We start from the raw sequence: 18,937 nt of genomic DNA on the forward strand, positions 1-18,937 counted from the left end.
ACTGCGCGAGGTCGGCGAAGAGCCGCGACTGCATGGTCTGGAGGTCCATCTCGCGTCTGGGCTCGGGCGTGACCGTCCAGGGGCCGTAGTTGTCGATCTGGATCTGGGTGAGCTGCGCGTTCGTCACGTCGGTATCGAACGGACGGTGAACACATCGTTCTTTGGTTCCTACAGGCCGAAGGTCGTCTCTACGGATCGAAACGGTCGGACGGCCGCCGAACGCGGCCCGAACCGCCGGGTTCAACAGCGGGTACGCCCTAGACGGGACGATGAATCATCGCGGTGTCGTGCTCGACGTCGACGGGACGGTCGTGATGGGCGACGAACCGATCCCGGGCGCGGCCGAGGGCCTCGCGGCGCTCTCGGACGCGGGAATGCGGCGGCTGTTCGTCTCGAACAACCCGACGAAGCCGCCGGTCGCCTACGTCGACCGGCTCGCCCGCGCGGGCTTCGACGTGGCGGCCGAGGAGGTGATGACATCGGGGACGGTGACGACCGCCTACCTGCGCGAGACGTACCCCGACGGGACGCTGTTTCTCGTCGGCGAGTCGGGGCTGCGCGAGCAGTTCCTCGACGCGGGACTCTCCGTCGTCCGCGACCCGACCGCGACGGAACCGATCGACGCCGCCGTCGTCTCCATCGACCGGCGGTTCGACTACGAGCGACTGACCGACGCGCTGTCCGTTCTCTCGGACGAGTCGGTGGCCTTCGTCGGGACCGATCCGGACGTGACGATCCCGACGGCCGACGGGCTGATCCCCGGGTCGGGCGCGATCATCAACGCCGTGTCGGGCGTCACGGGGCGCTCGCCCGACTGCGTGCTCGGCAAACCGTCCGCGGTGGCCCAGCGGATGGCGCTCGACCGCCTCGGGTTGGCCCCGGAGGAGTGTCTCGTCGTCGGCGATCGCCTCGACACCGACGTCGCCCTCGGCGAGCGCGCCGGGATGACGACGGCGCTCGTCCGAACGGGGGTCACGGACGAGGGGGCGCTCACCGACGCGGCCGTCGAACCCGACTACGTCCTCGACTCGCTCGCGGACGTCGAGCGGATCATCGGGGAGGGTTGAGATCGGAACCGGAGGTGGCGAGGAGGCGACGGCGAGGCGAGTAGCGGGACCGCTCACGAGTCGCCGACGGGTCGCCGATCGTGAACAACCGTTAACCTTCCGCGCGACGAACCCGCGAGTGTCATGTCCGGAAAGAAACTCCTGATGTTCGCCGGCGACTTCGTGGAGGACTACGAGATCATGGTGCCGTTTCAGGCGCTGGGGATGGTCGGCCACGAGGTGGACGTCGTCTGTCCCGAAAAGGAGGCGGGCGAGACGGTGAAGACGGCGATCCACGACTTCGAGGGCGATCAGACCTACACCGAAAAGCCGGGCCACGCCTTCGAACTGAACGCGACGTTCGACGAGGTCGACCCGGACGAGTACGACGGCCTCGTGGTACCCGGCGGGCGCGCGCCGGAGTACCTCCGGACGTACGACGAGGTGCTCGACGTCACCCGGCGCTTCGCCGAGGCCGGAAAGCCAATCGCGGCGCTCTGCCACGGGACGCAGATCCTCGCCGCGGCCGACGTCATCGAGGGGCGGGCCTGCACCGCCTACCCCGCGGTCGCGCCGGAGGTGACCGCGGCGGGCGGCGAGTGGAACGACGGCGTCACCGTCGACGGCAACCTCGTCACGGGGCAGGCGTGGCCGGACCACCCCGAGTGGCTCGCCGCCTTCCTCGACGTGCTCGGGACGTCCGTCGAACACGACGCGGCGGAGGCGACGGCCGACGACTGATCGCCGCCCCGCGGCGCGCGAATCCGCGGCCGTCGCGACGCGAACGCCTCCCCGTCGCGGTGCGATCGCCCGGATTTTCATCCCGTCTGACGATACGTTTATGTCGAGGAGCCCGTACTGTGTGGTATGGAAGCTATTGACACGACGTACGTCTTCCGCGACGAGGTGGAAACTCCCCGAACGCCCGATCCCGAGGGGCGCGACGTCGTCATCGTGGACGGGCAGGCGATGAGCTACCGAAGCTACCGCCGGTGAGAGCGGTCCCGTCCGCGCGGGTGAGAAAGATTCTGCCGGCGTCGCCGCACAGAGCGGTCGCGCCGGCGATCGGAGCCACGCCGCGGTCTAAAACGCGCCGCCGTTGACGGAGATGTCGGCGTGCAGCCCCTCGCGGAGCGCGGCGTGGACGTGGCAGATCTCCTCGCCCCGGGCGACGATCTCGTCGAGTTCGTCGTCGGCGATGTCCTTTTCGACGTGGATCTCGAAGCGGATCGCTTCGAGGTCGTCGTCCCCGTCGAGGTCGGCGTCGGCGTCGATCTGCACCTTCCCGAGGTCGTCGTGGCCGACCTGCCGGCCGCCGACGCGGAACGCGGGCAGGAAGCAGGCCGCGTACGTCGCCACGAGCGTCGCGTTCGGGTTCGGCCCCTCCTCGTCGGTCGGATCGATCGAGAGGTCGTAGTCGCCGACCTGACTGGTGCTCGCGAAGCCCTGCTCGCTGACGGTGGTCGTCTGGATGTCGCTCATGCGGTCTTTCCGTTGGACGCGACGGTCCTAAAACGTGTTCACTCTCGATCGCCGTCCGTTCTCGATCACCGTCCGCTCGCGATCGAATCGGCTCGAAAAATACGGAGGTTTCCGCCGGTCGGGCGGCGTCAGGCCGAGCCGCCTTCGATGGTCGCGTCGGCGTGGAGGCTGTCTTTGAGCGCGTCGTGGACCTTGCAGAGTTCGAAGGCGCGTTCGATTATCTTCTCGCCCTGCTCGTCGTCGACGTCGGCCTCGACCGCGATGTCGAAGGCGACCGATTCGAGCTTGTCGTCGTCGTTGAGTTCGCCGGAGGCGTCGATCTCGATGCGGCCGAGATCGTCGACGCCGCGCTGCTGGCCGCCGACGCGGAGCGCCGGCACGTAGCAGGAGGCGTACGCGGCGAGCAGGCTCTCCAGCGTGTCGGGCGCGTCCTCCCCCGTGGCGTCGATGGAGGTCTCGAAGTCGCGGATCTGGTTGGTCGTGCTGAACCCCTCCTCGGAGACGGTCTGGACTGTCTTCGCCATGCGGGTGCGATATCGACCGCCAGAACCTAAATCGTTCGCGCCGCGGCCAGTCCGGCCGGACCGGACATCGAGTCCGGGCTCCGAGATCGGGCGACGCCCGACGGGGCGCGCCCGGCGCTACTCCAGCGTGAACGTCTCGTCGCCGTCGAGGACGTGCACCTCGGCGCTCGCGCCGGTCGCGTCGACCTCCCGCACGAAGTCGTCGGTGTCGATCTCGATCGGCGGGAAGGTGTCGTAGTGCATCGGGAAGACGTGGTCGACGCCGAGCCAGTCCGTCGCGATCGCGGCCTGCCACGGTCCCATGGTGAAGTGGTCGCCGACCGGCAGCGCCGCCGCGTCGGGTTCGAGGTACGGGCCGATGACCTCGCGCATCTCGGTCATGAGCGCCGTGTCGCCGGCGTGGTAGAACGTGCGGCTCTCCTCGTCCGACACCTGCGTCGGCTTGGTGTCGCCGATCACGTACCCCGCCGGCACGCCGACGTCGTACTCGTAGCCCGTGTTGACGCCGTTCGTGTGGTCCGCGCGGACCATCGTCACGAACGCGTCGCCGCACTCGACGGTGCCGCCGATGTTCATCCCCATGCCGCCGACGGCGTCCTCGAAGCCGAGTTCCTCCTGCGCGTACCCGACGAGTTCCGGCGTCGCGACGAGCGTCGCGCCCGCGAACTCGCCGGCGTGGCCGATGTGATCCGCGTGGCCGTGCGTGAGGAGGACGTAGTCGGGCGAGTCGAGATCCGACGGCTCTTTCGACGTCTTCGGGTTGTCGAAGAACGGGTCGACGAGGAGCGTCGTGTCGCCGACGGTGACGCCCCAGGTGGAGTGACCGTGCCAGGTGAGTTCCATCGCCATGATCGGGGGACACTACTCACGACGCGCACCTGAATGTTGCCCCGGCGGAAGCGTTCGCCCCGTGTCGCCGCTCGCCCCGCGTCGCGTGATCGCTCGGTGTCACGTGATCGATCGACGTCGCGCGGCCGATCGGCGTCACGCGATCGCTCCGTGTCTCGCGGTCGTTCGCGCCGTCGACGCGCTTCGGCCGCCGTCGATTCGCCGCCTTGCAAAGGCCTAACAGACAGTGGCGCACACCGACCGCCATGCACCACGTCAGATTCCGAGACCCGGCCGGCGCGGTCCGGCGGGGCCTGTGGCACGACGACGCGATCACCTTCGGCGGCGAGCGCTTCGACCGCGACGAGGTGGACGTCCTCCCGCCGGTCGAGCCGTCGAAGCTCGTCTGCATCGGCCGCAACTACGCGGACCACGCGGCCGAACTCGGCGGCGACGTGCCGGAGCGTCCGCTCCTCTTTCTCAAGCCGCCGAACGCCGTCGCGGGCCACGGCGACACCGTGACGCTCCCGGCCGGCAAGGAGCGGATCGATCACGAGGCCGAGCTGGGCGTCGTCATCGGCGAGCAGTGCCGCCACGTCGCCGCCGCGGACGCGATGGACGTCGTCGCCGGCTTCACCTGCGTGAACGACCTCTCCAACCGGGACGACCAGCGACGGGAGACCAACTGGGTCCGCGGGAAGGCGTTCGACGGGGCCGCGCCGATCGGCCCCGTCGTCGCGGACCCCGAGCACGTCCCCGAGGACGCCGCCGTCCGACTGCGCGTCAACGGCGAGACGAGACAGGACGGCCGGCGCGATCGAATGGTGTTCGACGTGCCGTCGCTGATCGAGGAGATCACGACCTACATGACGCTCGAACCCGGCGACGTCGTCGCGACCGGGACGCCCGAGGGCGTCGGCCCGCTCGCCGACAGCGACCGCGTCGAGGTCGAGGTCGAGGGCGTCGGGACGCTCGAACACGCCGTTCGAATCCCGTAGGGCGGCGCTGCGAGCGAGTTCCCAAGGATCTTACGGGGCCGGGACGAACCCGTAGCGATGGATCGCCGACGGTATCTTCGCGCGCTCGGCGTCGGAAGCGCCTTCGGGCTAGCCGGGTGCGCGAAACACGCCACGGAGGCGCATCAGTCGGGCGATTCGCCCCGACGCGACCTCGACGGGACGGCGACGCTCACGCTCGCGACCGCCACGACGGCGTACGACACCGGCCTCCTCGACGCGCTCCATCCGGCGTTCGAGCGGCGGTTCGGCGTCCGCGTGAAGACGCTCGTCCGCGGGACGGGTGCATCGCTCCGAACGGCCGCCGACGGCGACGCGGACGTCGTTCTCGTCCACGCCCGCGACGCCGAGGACGAGTTCCTGCGCGAGGGCTTCGGCGTGAACCGACGAAACGTCATGTACAACGACTTTCTCGTCGTCGGCCCGGCGGACGATCCGGCGGGAATCGGGACGACGCGGGATCCGAGGGAGGCGTTCCGCCGCATCGCCCGGACGGAGGCGACGTTCCTCTCGCGGGGGGACGACTCGGGGACGAACCTCAAAGAGCGGGAGCTGTGGGACGCCGCCGCCGTCGATCCGAGCGGACGGTGGTACCTCGAAGCGGGCGACGGGATGGGAGACGCGCTCGTCGCGGCCGGACAGCGCGGCGCGTACACGCTCTCCGACCGCGGCACCTTCCGGGCGATGCGCGACACCGTCGACCTCGACGCGCTCGTCGAGGGGCCGCTCGGGGGCGGCCCCGCGATTCTACAGAACCCCTACGGCGTCATTCCGACCAACCCCGCTCGTCACGACGTGAACTACCCCGAGGCGATGGCCTACGTCGGCTTTCTCACCGGTCGAGAGGGACAGCGGCGGATCGACGAGTACGGGGGAGAAAGCGCGGGCGACGGGCCGCTCTTCGTTCCCAACGCCCTCTCCGGGAACCCGGCGTTCGGACAGTACGCGCCGGAAGACTGACGACTTCGTGACCGGAACCCCCGGCGCGAAATCGAGCCACGGGGTCTCGAAGGGCTACGCCGGGTCCGTCCGTCCGTCCGCGTCCCCCCCGGCTTCGTCCCCCTCGACGTCGAGGGTCCGCTCCGCGAGTTGCTTTTGCGCGCGTCGGAGTCGCTCGGAGAGCGCCTGGTGGGAGATGCCGAGGTCCTCGGCGAGTTCCTCCGCCGAGACGCCGCGCGGAACGTCGAAGAAGCCGCGCTCGACCCCGGCGACGAGCGTCTCGTACTGTTCCTTCGTCAGCCCGTACCGGCCGCGTTCGGCTCCGCGTTCGAGCCGGTAGATCCCCTCCGCGTCGAGGTCGATGCCGCGATCCTTGCAGGAGCGAAACGTGGCCGACAGCGACTCGTGGTCGGCGAACAGGATCCGGAGCCGCCACCCGTCGGTCGTCCCGCGCGCGCTCAGGATCGTCCCCTCGTCGCCGACGATCGCGCGCAGCGTGGCGCGCGTCCGCTCGTCCCACTCCATCGCGTAGAGGCGTTCGCCCTCCAGCTCGGCGACCGGTTCGATCGCGTCGACGCTCGGGTCGGCCCGGAGGGCGTCGTCCAGCCCCGAAAGGCGCGCTTCGTCGCCGACCGCCCACACGAACGGTATCACCCGCTCGCCGCCGTGTGCGACCACGCGCTCGATCTCGAACGAGACGTCCGGAACCGCGGCGAACGTCTCCGCGAGGGCGAACTGGTCGGTCGGGACGCGGACGGCGGCGATGGTACCCATGCGCGTGGAACGGCCGGCCGAGGAATCAGGGTGACGGCCACGGCGATCCGGCGGGCGGTCCGCCCCGTCGACGCGAACCGCGATCGCTTCGACGTTTCGCTTCGGCGTCACGCGTACAGGTACGGCGCGCCCGCGGGCTCGGGCTCGACGACGCCGCGCTCGGCCAGCCGCTCGACGTCGGCCCGAAGCCGGGCGGCGCAGTCGAGGCGCATCCGCCGCGCCTCCCCCTCGTACAGTTCGCCCGGACCCGAGAGTTGCATCGAGAGCGGACGGTAGGCGCGGGGGTCGAAGCCGAGGGCATCGAGGTACTCGCGGACGCGAACCGACCCGAGTCCCCACCGGACGGCCTCGTCCGAGACTCCCCGAAGGCGTTCGAACGGGGGGACGCGGATTCGGTCGGCCAGCACCCCCGGTTCGCCTCGCTCGATCGGTTTCCGGTCGGTTTGCGCCATCAGGGCGGCGACGTCGGCCGCGAGCTGCAGGAGCTGGCTCGGCAGCGCGGCGTCCGGCGCGCGCCACTCGACCGTCGGGAGCGATCGCCTGAGTCGGACGGGAGCGAGGACGGCGTCCTCGGGCGAGAAGTGCGCTTCGACCTCCTCGCGGGGCACGCCGCGCTCGGCCGCGATCTCGACGAAGCGCTCGAAGTCGCGCTCGACGCGCCGGTCCCACTCGTCCTCGCCCTCGACGTACGGCTGGAGGTCGCAGTAGCGCCGGAACCGTCGGCCGCAACGTCGGCGATAGGCGTCCGCGCGGGCGCAGTCCACGGTGCGCGTTCCCAGGTAGTACGGCGAGGAACTGACGAGCGCGACGGCGGGATCGAGCGCGGTGAGCAGATCGAGTTGCCGCTCGACGTTCCCCTGCTCGAAGTGGAGGTGCGTGCCGGCGCAGTTCTTCGCACTCGCGACGCCCTCGCCGTAGATCTCCTCGAAGAGTTCGCCCCGGCGGGTCGTCGCCGGCGCGGACAGCTCCGAAAGCGGCGTGCCGAGCGGGACGAGGTGCCGGCCGCTCTCCTCGGCCGCTTCGAGCACCGTTCGGAGCGTCTCGCGCAGTTCGCGGCCGAGCGAGCGAACGCTCCCGTGCGGCGAAGTCTGGATCTCGAGCAGCGGCCCGACGAACTCGGGCTTCGCGCGCTCGTGCGCGTCGACGAGGTCGCGCCCGTCGCAGGGACGACCGCGCTCGTCGACGACCCAGTACTCCACCTCGAGTCCGAGTTTCATGAGTGTGTTCCGGGCGCGACTCTCGGGTCGCGCCCCGGGATCCGGTTTTCGATCCGATACCGACTAAGCGCAGAGCCTGCGAGCGCAACTCGGTTAAGTAGGCGCGGCGGCGCCGGTGCCCCCGACCGCTGTAAGCACCCTTAAGAGCCGCCGCCCGCATCCATCGCACATGCAACCACGGGACCTCTCAGCGCACACCCCGTACGTCCCCGGTCGCGGCTCCGAGGAGGTCGCCCGAGAACTCGGGATGGACCCCGACGACCTGACGAAGCTCTCGTCGAACGAGAACCCGTTCGGCCCGAGTCCGAAGGCCGTCGACGCGGTCCGCGAGGCGGCGGCGGACGTCGACGTCTACCCGACGACCTCCCACACCGACCTGACGGAGACGCTGGCCGCGAAGTGGGACCTCGCGCCGGCGCAGATCTGGGTGAGTCCGGGGGCCGACGGATCGATCGACTACCTCTCGCGGGCGATGCTCGACCCCGGCGACAGCGTGCTCGTTCCGACCCCGGGCTTTTCGTACTACGGGATGAGCGCGCGCTACCACCACGGGTCGGTCGCGACCTACGAACTCTCGAAGGCGGACGACTTCGCGCAGACGCCGGAGGCGGTGCTCGACGCGTACGACGGCGAGCGGATCGTCTACCTCACGACGCCGCACAACCCGACCGGGGCGGAGTTCTCCACGGAGGGGGTCGTCGAACTCGCCGAGTCGGTCGACGAGGACGCGCTCGTCGTCGTCGACGAGGCGTACGGCGAGTACGCCGACGCGCGGAGCGCGATCGACCTGCTCGGTGAGCGCGACGACGTCGCCGTGCTCCGGACGTTCTCGAAGGCGTACGGCCTCGCCGGCCTCCGGATCGGGTGGGCCGCCGTCCCCGACGAGTGGGCCGACGCTTACGCCCGCGTGAACACGCCCTTCGCGGCCAACGAGGTGGCCTGTCGGGCGGCGCTCGCCGCGCTCGACGACGAGGCGCACGTCGAGCGGACCGTCGAGACCGCCCGGTGGGCGCGCGGGTACGCGTCCGACCACCTCGACGCGCGCACGTGGGAGAGCGCGGGCAACTTCGTGCTGGCGGACGTGGGCGACGCGAGCGCCGTCGCCGAGGCGAGCCAGCGCGAGGGCGTCATCGTCCGCGACTGCACCAGCTTCGGCCTCCCCTCGTGCGTGCGGATCTCCTGCGGGACGGAAGACCAGACCAGACGCGCCGTCGAGACGCTGAACGGCGTCCTCTCCGAGGTGGCGAAGGCGTGAGAGTCGTCGTCACCGGGACGCCCGGGACCGGCAAGACGACCGCCGTCGACGCAGTCGACGCGGATCTCCCCGTCGTCCACCTCAACGACGCCGTCCGCGAGCGCGGGCTCTGGACCGAACGCGACGAGGGCCGCGACTCGCTCGTCGTCGACCTCGACGCCGTCGACGAGTGGCTGGGCGACCGCGAGGGAATCGTCGAGTCGCACGTCGCACACCTCCTCGACGCCGACAGGGTCGTCGTCCTCCGCTGCCGGCCGGACGTGCTGGAAGCGCGGCTCGAAGAGCGCGGGGAACCCGAGACGAAGGCGGCGGAGAACGCCGAGAGCGAGGCGCTCGACGTGATCCTCTCGGAGGCCGTCCGGCGCCACGGCGAGTCGCGGGTGTACGAGATCGACACGACGGACCGGACGCCGGCGGCGGTCGCCGCGGAGATACGGGCCGTCGTCGACGGCGACCGCGGACCCAGCGCGGGAACCGTGGACTTCGTCGACTACCTCTGAGAGATGACGCTCGACCAACTCCGCCCCGTCGCGGACCGCGCGCTCGGCCCGTTCGTGTCCGTCGCCGACACGGCCGGGCTGACCCCGAACGGCGTGAGCGTCATCGCCTTCGGCTTCGCCGCCGCCGCGGGCGTCGCGTTCGCCCTCGCGACGCCCCTGTGGTACGCGGTCGGCGCGGGCTTCGTCTTCGTCAACGGCTGGCTCGACCTCCTCGACGGCGCGCTCGCCCGCGAGCAGGGCGTCGCGTCGAAGGGCGGCGACCTGCTCGATCACGTGCTCGACCGCTACGCGGACGTCGTCATCCTCGCCGGACTCGCCGCGGGCGTCGGCCGGTACGCGCTCGGCTTCGCGGCGGTCACCGGCGTGCTCATGACCTCCTACCTCGGCACGCAGATTCAGGCGGTCGGCCTCGGCCGGGAGTACGGCGGGCTGCTCGGACGGGCGGACAGGCTGGCGCTCGTCGGCGTCGTCGGCGTGGTCGCGGCCGCCGTCCCGGAGCCGATCGTCGGCGGGGTGACCGTCGTCGGGCTGTTGCTCGCGCTGTTCGCGGTGGTCGGTCACGTCACCGCGCTCCAGCGCTTCTGGGGCGCGTGGTCGGACCTGCGCTGATCCGCGCCGGCGAGCGTCGGTCCGCGACGGCAGCCGAGCGGCGTCGTTCGCCGGAATCGGCCGACGGGGTCGCGGCGTGCGTTTTATAGCGAGGGGTACTCTATGGGGACTCATGCCCCAGTGCGAGATGTGTGGCGCCGAGAAGCCGTCACTCACCACCACGAAAGTCGAAGGCGCCGAGCTGGAGCTGTGCGGCAACTGCAAGGGGTTCGGCACCGAAGTCCGCACCGAGTCCTCGGGATCGGCCGCCTCGACGAAGTACTCGACGTCCTCGTCCTCGTCTTCCTCTTCGTCCTCGTCGCGCTCGTCCGGTGGCCCGTCGGGTGGCTCGTCACGTCGTCGCCGAGACATGTTCGACGACATGGAGGAGGTCGCCGCCGACTACGACGCCCGCATCCGCAACGCGCGCGAGTCGAAGGGATTGAGCCAGGAGGACCTCGCCAAACAGCTCAACGAGAAGGCGAGCCTCATCCGAAAGCTCGAACGCGGCGACATCCTTCCGAGCGACGACGTGCAGCGGAAGCTCGAACGGAAGCTCGACATCTCGCTAACCGAAGGCGGGGACGCCGACGAGGCCGAGTGGTCCGGCGGCGGCTCGACCACGACCACCCTCGGCGACGTGGTCAAGCGGAAAGACTGAGCCCCCCACTTCTTCCTCACCGCCCGTACCCGTGCCCGGCCGCCAGCGCGACGGCGTTCAGCGCGAGCAGACCCAGGAACACCGACAGCCAGCCGCGAGGGAGGCCGACGGCAACGAGCGCGAGCAGCGCCAGCGGGAGAATCACCGCCAGCCAGAACGCGACGAACTGGACGGATCGGGCGACGGAACTGTCGTTGTGCGCTCCCATGTTTCGTACCGCGCGGTACGGCGGTCGGGTACGTAGCTAAGCGGTCCCTAGCCGGCGGAAACGATCCACTTCGATGGTCATCCGTCGGCGACGGGCGCGCCCGAATGCTCAAGCTATTTGGCACCTCGCCTCCGTGTTCCGGTATGTTCATCCTGGTAAACCTCAAGGCGTACCCCTGTGATCCCGTCGAGGTCGCGACCGCCGCGCGCGACGTGAGCGACGACGCCGGCGTTCGGATCGCGGTCGCGCCGCAGGCCGCACACCTCGACCGGGTCGACGAAACCGGGGTCGAAACGTGGGCGCAGCACGTCTCGCCGAACGACTACGGCAGCCACACCGGGAGCACGCTCGCCGAGGCCGTCGCCGAAGCCGGCGCGGAGGGGACGCTCGTCAACCACTCCGAAAAGCGCCTGAAACTCGCCGACATCGACGCCGCCGTCGAGGCGGCGACGCGATCGGGGCTCGAAACGGTCGTCTGCGCGAACAACCCCGCACAGGTCGGCGCCGCCGCGGCGCTGTCGCCGGACGCGGTCGCGGTCGAACCCCCGGCGCTGATCGGCGGCGACGTCTCCGTGAGCACCGCCGATCCCGAGATCGTCGAGGACGCCGTCGACGCCGCCGCCGCGGTCGACGACGACGTGGCGGTGTTCTGCGGTGCGGGCGTCTCGACCGGCGACGACGTCGTCGCCGCCGCGGAACTCGGCGCGGAAGGCATCCTGCTGGCGAGCGGCGTCGCCAAGGCGGACGACCCCCGCGCCGCGCTCGAAGATCTCGTAGAGAAGTTGTAACCCGCCCGAAACGGTCGGTAACGAACAGTTTTGCCGACCGTTTCGGCCCGTCGGTCGCCGTTACTCCCGCGTTTCGTCTCCGTCGACGATCTTACGGTCCGCGGTCGGGCCACGGATGCGGGTCGTCGGCGTCCGCGTCGGAATCGACATCGGCGTCGGCTCCGACGCTCGCGTCCGCGCACTCGCCGTCCTCGGCCGTGTCGCCGTCCGCCGCTCCGTCGAGAAACGTCGCCTCGACCGCGGCGATGGTCTCCTCGAACTCGTCGTCGTCGAGCCTGTCGGCGTACTCCTCGCGGACGAGCTCCGGGAGGGCGTACGCGTACCGGCCGCGGCCGGCGTGTCGGACGAGCCCCGCGCGCCTGAGGGGCCGGTTTCGGCTGTACGCCAGCCGCTGGTCCCCCGACCCGCCGGCGGCGACGTGGGCGTCCACCGGTTCTCCGACGCGATGGTCGCGGTAGTACCGGAGCATCCCGCGGGAGATCGGGTCGAGGTTCGCGACGGTCGCCCCGAGCCTGACGACGACCCCGCGTTGCGTCGCGGCGGCGTCGTTCGGTTCGAACGCGGGTTCGTCGTCGGCCGACTCGATCGCGGATTCGGCGTCGGATTCGGCCGTACGCCCGTCGTCGTCGCCGAAGCCGGGGTACGGCGGAGCCACGAGTTCGACGTCGTCGGGGTCGTCCTCGTCGTCACCGTTCATCGGCGTTTCGGCGTCGACACCCGTCGGCGTTTCGACGTCGCCGACCGAGTCGGTCGTTTCGCCCTCGTCGCCACGCTCGTACTCGTGGAGGTCGGTCTGGTGCTCCGGCCGGTCGAGGTTGCGCCCGTTGCCGCCGCGGTACGGCGCTTCCGCCTTCTGGAGCATCGCCTGCGCGAACTGGTCGGCCATCCGGCTCATGTCGCGGGCCTCCTCCAGTTCCGCCTCCAGCTGATCGATCCGCTTTCGCTTTCTGTCGAGTTCCTGTCTCAGGTCCGCGAGTTCGCTCTCGCGGCGCGCCCGCTCGTCCGAGATCTCGCGGATCTCGGAGACGAGGTCGTCGCTGACGGACTTGAGTTCGGGGCGCTCGAAGTCGTCGAGACCGGGCGTCGCCCCCGCGTCGAACGTCTCCTTGCGGTGGAACTGCACCCGGCGAACGGATTCGCTCCAGTCCGTCACCAGGAAGGCCTCGCCGTTGCCCATGTCCTCGATGGCGTCGGCGTACTCGCGTCCGAGGATGCGGCCGACGACCTTCGTGTCGTTACCCCACGTGAGCCGGTGCCAGACGAGCCAGTCGCACTGGGTGATGAAGTCCTTCTTCACGTCCGCCGGGCGCTGGCTGATGCCGACGACGCCGAGGCCGTGTTTGCGCCCCCGCTTTCCGATCTTGATGAGCATCTTCCCCGCCTCGTCCATCCCGCCCTTCTCCGGGATGTACTCGTGGCACTCCTCTACGAGCATGAGGAAGGGCTTCTTGAGCTTCTTCTCCTTCGCGAAGAGCTGTTTGGAGACTTCGAGCAGGAGTTCCTGCGCGTCGCTTTCGTCGAGGTAGCCGGACACGTCGAGGATGATCGGCACGTTCTGCTCCAGCGCGAGCGACGCGATCTTCTCCGCGTGCTCGGGGCTGACCTGGATGTCGCACTCGTCGTCCGCGCCGACGTGGAGGATCTCGTACGACTCCTTCAGGCCGTAGTACTCGCCGTCGGTGTCGACGATGAGGACCGGAAACTGCGAGTCGAGCAGCTTCTCGATGACGACGCTCGCCGTGTTCGACTTTCCCGACCCGCTCTTTCCCGTGATGAACCCGCGTCCGGTGAGGATCTCGACGACGGGGAGCGCGACCGACGAGCCGGGCTCGGCGCCGTCGGTGCTCCCGGGACCGGCGCTCACCTCCGCGACCGTGATTGTCTCCGTGTCCGTCATGCGCTCCGTGGCGGTTCCTCTCGCCCGGGCGGTATAACTTCTCGGGGCTTCGATCGATCGCCGCGGGATCGGTCGAACCGGCGGCGGTCACCCGAACTCGCCGAGCGACGCCTGGCCGTCGCGGTGCCGGTCGCGGTCGGTCGGGATCACCTCTTCGCCGTCCGTTCCCTCGCCGATCGTCTCGTCTTCGTCCCCCGCCGATTCGTCCCCCCACCCGTCGAGGCGAGATTGATCGGCCGCGTCGAAGCTCAGCTTCGAGACGCGGACGCCGAGTTTTCTCACCGTCTCGTCGTCGAACTCCGAGAGCAGATCGAGGGCGACGCGTTCGACCAGCTCGGGGTCGTCAACCGGCCCCGACAGCGACCGGGCGCGGGTGTGCACGTCGAACGGCGGGGTGACGACCTTGACGCCGATCGTCCGGTACAGCGCGTCTCGGGTCCGCGCGCGTTCGGCAACGTCCGCGGCGAGCGCGCGCACCTTCTCGCGCTTTCTCTCCGCGTCGGCGGTAGCCTCCGTGAAGGCCGACTCCCTCGAGAGGCTCTTCGGTCGGCCGGTCGGCGTCACCTCGCGGTCGTCCGCGCCGCGGGCGCGGTCGTACAGCTCCCTCCCGCGCTCGCCGAACCGCGAGCGGAGTTCCGCCGGGTCAGCCGACGCGAGGTCGCCGGCCGTCTCGATCCCCATTTCGCGGAGTTCTCGGGCGGTGACGGGACCGACGCCGTGGACGTCCGCCACGTCGATCGGCGCGAGAAAGTCGCGCACCTCCGACGGTCGGACGACGACGAGTCCCTCGGGCTTGTCGTAATCGCTCGCGACCTTCGCGGTGCTCATGTCGGGCGCGACGCCGATGCTCGCCGGCACGCCGACCTCGCGGGCGATGCGATCTCGGACGTGCCGGGCGTACCCCTCCGCGAGCGTCCGATCAGCCCCTTCGACCGTCTCCCACGACGTGCGGTCCGTCACGTCGAGGTACGCCTCGTCGACGCTGACCTCGCGGACCACGTCGGCGCACTCGTGGAGGATCTCCTTGATCTGCGCGCTCACCTCCTTGTAGAAGTCCATGTCGACGGGGCGGTAGTGGCCGGCGTCGGCGGGATCGAGGCTATCGTCCTCGCGCGCGTCCTCGATTCGGGGGAGCGCCTCCAGCGCGCGCGAGATGGCCTGCGCGCTCTCGACGCCGTACTCGCGGGCCTCGTAGCTCGCGGTCGCGACCGCGCCGTGTCCCTCGCCGGGTTCGTACCCCATCCCGACCACGACGGGCTCGCCCTCCAGCGCGGGCTCTCTGAGGCGTTCGCAGGAGGCGTAGAAACAGTCCATGTCGACGTGGAGGACGATTCGCTCCTCGGCGTTCGAGCGCGCGCCGGGCAGCGTCCTCCCGTCCATCGACGAAGGGTAGGGGACGGCGACAACTTAAGCTTCCCAAAGCGCGGCGAAAGTGAAGCGAGAGCGGATCGGGCGTCGATTCGGGATCGCGGGGCACCGCGACGCTCCGGCACCGGTATCGGGTTCGGCGCTATCGCGGCGGTCGAGGGCGCGACGGACGGGCGGTTACTTCAGCCGTTCTTGCAGGAACGAGGGGTGTGCGGCGGTCACGCCGTCGACGGAGAGGATCTGTTCGCTGATCACGTCGCCGAGGGAGTCGCCGTCGGACGCGCGCACCTCCGCCATGAGCATGTGGTCCCCGGACGAGGTGTACAGCGACTCGATCGCGTCGAGCGACTTCAGCGCGCGAGTGGCCTCGACGTACCGCTCGCTCTCGACGTCGATCCCGACGAGCGCGATCGACTGGCTCGAAAGCTTCTTCGGGTCGATATCGGCCGAGTAGCCGACGATGACGCCGTCGTCTTCGAGCTTTTTGATGTACTTCCGCACCGTCGGCTTCGACACCCCCGCCGTCTCCGCGATCTCCGCGTAGGAGGCCTGCGCGTCCTTTTCGAGCGCTGCGAGGACGCGGTCCTCCGTCGATGGCGCTCTCATGGCTGCTACTTTTGCTTCCCATAAAAAATATCTTGCGAACCGTAAAGGGTTGTCGGCGAGCGAGAAAAGGAGCGTCGTGATCGCTGACGGCGGCGCTCGGTCCCCTTACCGATGCCCGTCGAGCACGCCGCCTTCCCCTTACCGGTGTTTGTCGAGGAAGTTGTCGTACGACCGCTCCCACTCGTAGTCGCCGTCGAAGTAGCGCTCAGCGAGCGGCGTCTCGGGCATCTCGCCGATGGCTTGCTTTTCCTGCTGGTACGAGGGACGGTCCTCGTCGACGTAGTAGCGGCCGGTGAGCACCTTGCCCTCATGGAGGGCGTCCTCGGTTTCGGCCATCATCTCCGCCGCCTCCCGGCGGTCGTGGACGTCGAAGTCGTAGTCGTCGGACTCGTTGACGTCGATGTAGGGGACGTACTGCCGGGCGTCCTTGTTCCAGGTCGGACACTGCGTCAGGAAGTCGATGTGCGCGAAGCCGTCGTGCTCCATCGCCTCCTTCAGGATCTCCTTCGCCTGGTTCGGGTTGACGGCGGCCGTCCGCGCGATGTACGACGCCCCCGCGTTCAGCGACATCGAGAGCGGCCGGAGCGGCTCCTTCGCGCTGCCGTGGGGCTGCGTCTTGGACTTGTGACCCTTCGGGCTCGTGGGCGAGGTCTGGCCCTTGGTCAGGCCGAAGATCTCGTTGTCGAACACGATGTAGGTCATGTCGTGGTTCTCGCGGGCCGTGTGGATGAAGTGGTTGCCGCCGATGCCGTAGCCGTCGCCGTCGCCGCCGGCCGCGATCACTTCGAGGCCGGGGTTCGCGAGCTTCGCGGCCCGCGCGATGGGCAGCGATCGGCCGTGGATCGTGTGGAACCCGTAGCTCTCGAAGTAGCTATTCAGTTTGCCCGAACAGCCGATACCCGTGACGAGAAGCGTCTCGTCCGGGGTGCGGCCGACTTCGGGCATGGCCTGCTTCAGTGCTTTGAGGACGCCGAAGTCGCCGCAGCCGGGACACCACGTCGGCTGCGGTTCGAGTCCGGGCGTGAACTCGTCGCGGTCGATCTCGCGTTCTTCACCGATTGCGCTGAATGCACTCATTGGTTAATCACCCGCCGCTGGGACGAATTTGGTTCGAGTGTGGGGCAGGTCCCCCTCCTCGACGATGTTGACTTCGAACCCCTCGACGATGTCCTGCGGTTCGAAGGGGTTGCCGTTGTACTTCAGGAGGCTCGACAGTTTCTCGCCGTACTGGCCGAGTTCCTTCTGAGTCAGTCCGCGGAACTGCGCCGAGGCGTTCATCTCGACGACGAGACACTTGTCGACGCTCTCGAGGAACTCGGAGACCTCCTTCTCGGGGTAGGGCATGAGGTCGCTGACGCCGAGCGCCTTCACGGAGTGACCTTCCTCGTTGAGCCGGTCGACCGCCTCCTCGACGGTACCCTGCTGGCTGCCGAACGTCATGATGCCGTACTCGGCCTCTTCGGGGCCGTGCGGCGTCTGGTGACTCGCCTCCGCCTCGTCGAGCTCCGCGCGGATGGATTCGAGCTTCTTCATCCGGCGGTTCATCTGGAAGACGCGGTTGTCGGCGTCCTCGCTGATGTGCCCTTCTGGCATGTGTTCGTTGCCCGTCGCGAGGAAGCGGCCGCCCTTCTGGCCGGGAACCGACCGCGGGCTGACGCCGCGGTCGTCGCCGTCGTGCTGGAACCGAGCGAACTTGCCGCCCTCGTGGACCGCGTCTTCGAGTTCGGCCTCCGTGAGGGTGCTGCCGAGGCTCGGATTCGGCTCGCGGTCGAAGTGGCCCGCCGGCACGTTCGTCAGCTCGCCGCCGAGTTTCTGGTCGTACAGGATGATGCTCGGAATCTGGTACTCGTAGGCGATCTGGAACGCTTTCCGCGCCTGATCGTACGCCTCGTCGACGGTTCCGGGCGCGAACACGATGCGGTTCGAGTCGCCCTGGCTCGTGTAGAGGACGTGCTCGAGGTCACCCTGTTCGGGCTTCGTCGGCATGCCCGTCGACGGACCTGCGCGCATCGCTTCGATGAGTACGACCGGCGTCTCCGTCATCTCGGCGAGGCCGAGCGGCTCGGACATGAGCGCGAACCCGCCGCCCGAAGAGCCGGACATCGCCTTGACGCCGACGTGGCTGGCTCCCATCGCGAGCGCGGCCGCCGCGATCTCGTCTTCGACCTGCTCGGAGATGCCGCCGACCTCGGGGAGGTTCTGCGACATGATGGTGAAAACCTCGGTCCACGGGGTCATCGGGTACCCCGCGATGAACCGACAGCCCTCGTCGAGCGCGCCGTAGGCGATCGCGTCGCTGCCGGAGAGGAGCACCTGCTCCTCGTCGTGGTCGCCCTCGGGAACCGCGACGTCGGGCGCGTCCACGTCGTACTCCTCCTGGACCATCTCGTAGGCCTCGTGAAGGATTTCGATGTTCGGTTCGAGGATCTTTTCCGGCATCGCGTCCGTCATCAGCTCCTCGATCCACTCGAGGTCGATGCCGGCGATCGCGCAGGTCACGCCGACGCCGGCCGTGTTGCGCATGACCTCGCGTCCGTGCTCGCGCGCGAGACTGCGCAGATCGAGGTCATAGACGTGCCAGCCGTTCTCCTCGACGCGTTCGTCGAAGTCCTCGATCTCGCTCGGGTCGAGCAGGCCGGCGTCGTAGATGATGACGCCGCCCTCGCGGAGTTCGTCGAGGTTCTCCGAGAGCGGTTTGATCTCCTCGTTGCCGTAGTAGGCCGCGTCCTGCGGATTTCGGGCGAACGAGTCGCCGAGTGCGAGGAGGAAGTTGTACCCGTCGCCGCGCGACTTCACCGGATCCGCCGACGCGCGAATCTCGGTGTACGTGTGACCGCCGCGGATGCGCGAAGGGTAGTGGCGATGCGTGAAAACGTGCAGGCCCGAACGCATCAGGGCCTTTGCGAAGTTCTGGCTCGTCGAGGCGATGCCGTCGCCGGACCCGCCCGCGATCCGCCAGATGAGTTCGTGGTCAGTCATATTGTGCAATCACGGCCCCCGTAAGGACCACTGGTATTCGTTTTTCGCTAGGCCCGGACTAAAGGCTTTGCTATGGATTACCAAGGATCGATAATGAAGAATCGAAGGACCGGGCGGGGATGGTCAGAGCTAATATTTCAAAATCATGTGTGCATGAAATCACGCGAACGGGACGGTACAGATCGGATTTCTTATTCGATCTAATGAGCGTGAGAGAATCGATTTTACACGGAAATAATAATTAATCGCACATGATGTGAG

At 69.0% G+C, this 18,937-nt stretch carries 22 protein-coding genes; 10 read left to right on the forward strand and 12 right to left on the reverse strand.

Translation table 11 applies throughout. From position 1 onward, the window contains the following. Positions 1-127: GTP cyclohydrolase IIa (locus tag C3L37_RS22315; protein WP_129116374.1), on the reverse strand; the 127-nt coding region annotated here is incomplete at its 3' end. 142 nt (positions 128-269) lie between these two features. On the opposite strand from C3L37_RS22315, the gene C3L37_RS22320 reads away from it, so the two are divergent. From C3L37_RS22320 to C3L37_RS25465, 3 genes are all read left to right on the forward strand, one after another. Beyond that, entirely contained in the window at positions 270-1,067 is a 798-nt protein-coding gene (locus C3L37_RS22320; protein ID WP_129116746.1) for an HAD-IIA family hydrolase, read from the forward strand. A gap of 123 nt (positions 1,068-1,190) precedes the next feature. Next, positions 1,191-1,787 (forward strand): DJ-1/PfpI family protein, encoded by a 597-nt coding sequence (locus tag C3L37_RS22325; RefSeq protein WP_129116747.1) that lies wholly within the window; start codon positions 1,191-1,193, stop codon positions 1,785-1,787. A gap of 126 nt (positions 1,788-1,913) precedes the next feature. Next, complete coding sequence (locus C3L37_RS25465) at positions 1,914-2,042, forward strand: hypothetical protein (protein WP_267195355.1); 129 nt, start codon at positions 1,914-1,916, stop codon at positions 2,040-2,042. An 87-nt stretch (positions 2,043-2,129) separates the two neighbouring features. Here C3L37_RS25465 and C3L37_RS22330 read toward each other — a convergent pair whose 3' ends face one another. The 3 genes from C3L37_RS22330 to C3L37_RS22340 all read right to left on the reverse strand — a co-directional run bounded on the left by C3L37_RS22330 (position 2,130) and on the right by C3L37_RS22340 (position 3,895). Further along, positions 2,130-2,528 (reverse strand): OsmC family protein, encoded by a 399-nt coding sequence (locus tag C3L37_RS22330; RefSeq protein ID WP_129116748.1) that lies wholly within the window; start codon positions 2,526-2,528, stop codon positions 2,130-2,132. A gap of 128 nt (positions 2,529-2,656) precedes the next feature. Further along, positions 2,657-3,052: an OsmC family protein gene (locus C3L37_RS22335; protein WP_129116749.1), complete on the reverse strand. Its 396-nt coding sequence runs from the start codon at positions 3,050-3,052 to the stop codon at positions 2,657-2,659. A gap of 117 nt (positions 3,053-3,169) precedes the next feature. After that, positions 3,170-3,895, reverse strand: a complete 726-nt coding sequence (locus tag C3L37_RS22340) for a metal-dependent hydrolase (protein ID WP_129116903.1) — start codon at positions 3,893-3,895, stop codon at positions 3,170-3,172. A 251-nt stretch (positions 3,896-4,146) separates the two neighbouring features. On the opposite strand from C3L37_RS22340, the gene C3L37_RS22345 reads away from it, so the two are divergent. After that, complete coding sequence (locus tag C3L37_RS22345; protein WP_129116750.1) at positions 4,147-4,878, forward strand: fumarylacetoacetate hydrolase family protein; 732 nt, start codon at positions 4,147-4,149, stop codon at positions 4,876-4,878. A 57-nt stretch (positions 4,879-4,935) separates the two neighbouring features. Beyond that, positions 4,936-5,856, forward strand: a complete 921-nt coding sequence (locus C3L37_RS22350) for a substrate-binding domain-containing protein (RefSeq protein WP_129116751.1) — start codon at positions 4,936-4,938, stop codon at positions 5,854-5,856. Between the two features lie 54 nt (positions 5,857-5,910). Here the strand turns inward: C3L37_RS22350 and C3L37_RS22355 are convergent, their stop codons facing one another. Then, positions 5,911-6,609, reverse strand: coding sequence for a helix-turn-helix domain-containing protein (locus C3L37_RS22355; RefSeq protein ID WP_129116752.1), 699 nt, complete (start codon positions 6,607-6,609; stop codon positions 5,911-5,913). Positions 6,610-6,716: 107 nt separating this feature from the next. Next, a complete protein-coding gene (locus C3L37_RS22360; RefSeq protein ID WP_129116753.1) occupies positions 6,717-7,826 on the reverse strand; it encodes a glutamate-cysteine ligase family protein in 1,110 nt (369 codons plus the stop codon). Positions 7,827-7,995: 169 nt separating this feature from the next. Between C3L37_RS22360 and hisC the strand changes: the two genes are divergently transcribed. The 4 genes from hisC (at position 7,996) to C3L37_RS22380 (ending at position 10,830) form a co-directional block, all read left to right on the forward strand. Beyond that, complete coding sequence (gene hisC, locus C3L37_RS22365; RefSeq protein WP_129116754.1) at positions 7,996-9,081, forward strand: histidinol-phosphate transaminase; 1,086 nt, start codon at positions 7,996-7,998, stop codon at positions 9,079-9,081. Continuing rightward, complete coding sequence (locus tag C3L37_RS22370) at positions 9,078-9,581, forward strand: adenylate kinase family protein (protein ID WP_129116755.1); 504 nt, start codon at positions 9,078-9,080, stop codon at positions 9,579-9,581. The genes hisC and C3L37_RS22370 overlap by 4 nt, the downstream gene beginning before the upstream one ends. A gap of 3 nt (positions 9,582-9,584) precedes the next feature. Further along, on the forward strand, positions 9,585-10,190 hold the full coding sequence (locus C3L37_RS22375; RefSeq protein WP_129116756.1) for a CDP-alcohol phosphatidyltransferase family protein: 606 nt from the start codon (positions 9,585-9,587) through the stop codon (positions 10,188-10,190). 112 nt (positions 10,191-10,302) lie between these two features. Continuing rightward, positions 10,303-10,830: a multiprotein bridging factor aMBF1 gene (locus C3L37_RS22380; protein WP_129116757.1), complete on the forward strand. Its 528-nt coding sequence runs from the start codon at positions 10,303-10,305 to the stop codon at positions 10,828-10,830. A gap of 16 nt (positions 10,831-10,846) precedes the next feature. Here C3L37_RS22380 and C3L37_RS22385 read toward each other — a convergent pair whose 3' ends face one another. Further along, positions 10,847-11,038 carry a hypothetical protein gene (locus tag C3L37_RS22385; RefSeq protein ID WP_228546435.1) on the reverse strand — a complete coding sequence of 64 codons (192 nt, stop codon included), beginning with the start codon at positions 11,036-11,038 and terminating at the stop codon, positions 10,847-10,849. A 143-nt stretch (positions 11,039-11,181) separates the two neighbouring features. On the opposite strand from C3L37_RS22385, the gene tpiA reads away from it, so the two are divergent. After that, on the forward strand, positions 11,182-11,826 hold the full coding sequence (tpiA, locus tag C3L37_RS22390) for a triose-phosphate isomerase (RefSeq protein WP_129116758.1): 645 nt from the start codon (positions 11,182-11,184) through the stop codon (positions 11,824-11,826). 91 nt (positions 11,827-11,917) lie between these two features. On the opposite strand, the gene C3L37_RS22395 is transcribed toward tpiA, so the two are convergent. The 5 genes from C3L37_RS22395 to C3L37_RS22415 all read right to left on the reverse strand — a co-directional run bounded on the left by C3L37_RS22395 (position 11,918) and on the right by C3L37_RS22415 (position 18,676). Continuing rightward, the gene (locus tag C3L37_RS22395; protein WP_129116759.1) at positions 11,918-13,723 is read right to left on the reverse strand and encodes an ATP-binding protein; all 1,806 of its coding nucleotides are present in this window, start codon (positions 13,721-13,723) and stop codon (positions 11,918-11,920) included. Between the two features lie 87 nt (positions 13,724-13,810). Beyond that, positions 13,811-15,103: a DNA polymerase IV gene (gene dinB / locus C3L37_RS22400; RefSeq protein WP_129116760.1), complete on the reverse strand. Its 1,293-nt coding sequence runs from the start codon at positions 15,101-15,103 to the stop codon at positions 13,811-13,813. A gap of 165 nt (positions 15,104-15,268) precedes the next feature. Next, positions 15,269-15,697, reverse strand: coding sequence for an HTH-type transcriptional regulator LrpA1 (lrpA1, locus tag C3L37_RS22405; protein ID WP_129116761.1), 429 nt, complete (start codon positions 15,695-15,697; stop codon positions 15,269-15,271). Between the two features lie 138 nt (positions 15,698-15,835). Next, on the reverse strand, positions 15,836-16,774 hold the full coding sequence (locus C3L37_RS22410) for a thiamine pyrophosphate-dependent enzyme (RefSeq protein WP_129116762.1): 939 nt from the start codon (positions 16,772-16,774) through the stop codon (positions 15,836-15,838). Between the two features lie 3 nt (positions 16,775-16,777). Beyond that, positions 16,778-18,676, reverse strand: coding sequence for a 2-oxoacid:acceptor oxidoreductase subunit alpha (locus C3L37_RS22415; RefSeq protein ID WP_129116763.1), 1,899 nt, complete (start codon positions 18,674-18,676; stop codon positions 16,778-16,780). Positions 18,677-18,937: the final 261 nt, after the last annotated feature.

It is taken from the genome of Halegenticoccus tardaugens (assembly GCF_004116405.1).
GTDB classification, from domain to species: domain Archaea; phylum Halobacteriota; class Halobacteria; order Halobacteriales; family Haloferacaceae; genus Halegenticoccus; species Halegenticoccus tardaugens.

Bases quoted from the DNA above. Each gene is read 5' to 3' on its own strand.
- C3L37_RS22320 (WP_129116746.1), top strand. From the start codon at position 270: ATGAATCATCGCGGTGTCGTGCTCGACGTCGACGGGACGGTCGTGATG.
- C3L37_RS22325 (WP_129116747.1), top strand. From the start codon at position 1,191: ATGTCCGGAAAGAAACTCCTGATGTTCGCCGGCGACTTCGTGGAGGAC.
- C3L37_RS25465 (WP_267195355.1), top strand. From the start codon at position 1,914: ATGGAAGCTATTGACACGACGTACGTCTTCCGCGACGAGGTGGAAACT.
- C3L37_RS22330 (WP_129116748.1), bottom strand. From the start codon at position 2,528: ATGAGCGACATCCAGACGACCACCGTCAGCGAGCAGGGCTTCGCGAGC.
- C3L37_RS22335 (WP_129116749.1), bottom strand. From the start codon at position 3,052: ATGGCGAAGACAGTCCAGACCGTCTCCGAGGAGGGGTTCAGCACGACC.
- C3L37_RS22340 (WP_129116903.1), bottom strand. From the start codon at position 3,895: ATGGAACTCACCTGGCACGGTCACTCCACCTGGGGCGTCACCGTCGGC.
- C3L37_RS22345 (WP_129116750.1), top strand. From the start codon at position 4,147: ATGCACCACGTCAGATTCCGAGACCCGGCCGGCGCGGTCCGGCGGGGC.
- C3L37_RS22350 (WP_129116751.1), top strand. From the start codon at position 4,936: ATGGATCGCCGACGGTATCTTCGCGCGCTCGGCGTCGGAAGCGCCTTC.
- C3L37_RS22355 (WP_129116752.1), bottom strand. From the start codon at position 6,609: ATGGGTACCATCGCCGCCGTCCGCGTCCCGACCGACCAGTTCGCCCTC.
- C3L37_RS22360 (WP_129116753.1), bottom strand. From the start codon at position 7,826: ATGAAACTCGGACTCGAGGTGGAGTACTGGGTCGTCGACGAGCGCGGT.
- hisC (WP_129116754.1), top strand. From the start codon at position 7,996: ATGCAACCACGGGACCTCTCAGCGCACACCCCGTACGTCCCCGGTCGC.
- C3L37_RS22375 (WP_129116756.1), top strand. From the start codon at position 9,585: ATGACGCTCGACCAACTCCGCCCCGTCGCGGACCGCGCGCTCGGCCCG.
- C3L37_RS22380 (WP_129116757.1), top strand. From the start codon at position 10,303: ATGCCCCAGTGCGAGATGTGTGGCGCCGAGAAGCCGTCACTCACCACC.
- C3L37_RS22385 (WP_228546435.1), bottom strand. From the start codon at position 11,038: ATGGGAGCGCACAACGACAGTTCCGTCGCCCGATCCGTCCAGTTCGTC.
- tpiA (WP_129116758.1), top strand. From the start codon at position 11,182: ATGTTCATCCTGGTAAACCTCAAGGCGTACCCCTGTGATCCCGTCGAG.
- C3L37_RS22395 (WP_129116759.1), bottom strand. From the start codon at position 13,723: ATGACGGACACGGAGACAATCACGGTCGCGGAGGTGAGCGCCGGTCCC.
- dinB (WP_129116760.1), bottom strand. From the start codon at position 15,103: ATGGACGGGAGGACGCTGCCCGGCGCGCGCTCGAACGCCGAGGAGCGA.
- lrpA1 (WP_129116761.1), bottom strand. From the start codon at position 15,697: ATGAGAGCGCCATCGACGGAGGACCGCGTCCTCGCAGCGCTCGAAAAG.
- C3L37_RS22410 (WP_129116762.1), bottom strand. From the start codon at position 16,774: ATGAGTGCATTCAGCGCAATCGGTGAAGAACGCGAGATCGACCGCGAC.
- C3L37_RS22415 (WP_129116763.1), bottom strand. From the start codon at position 18,676: ATGACTGACCACGAACTCATCTGGCGGATCGCGGGCGGGTCCGGCGAC.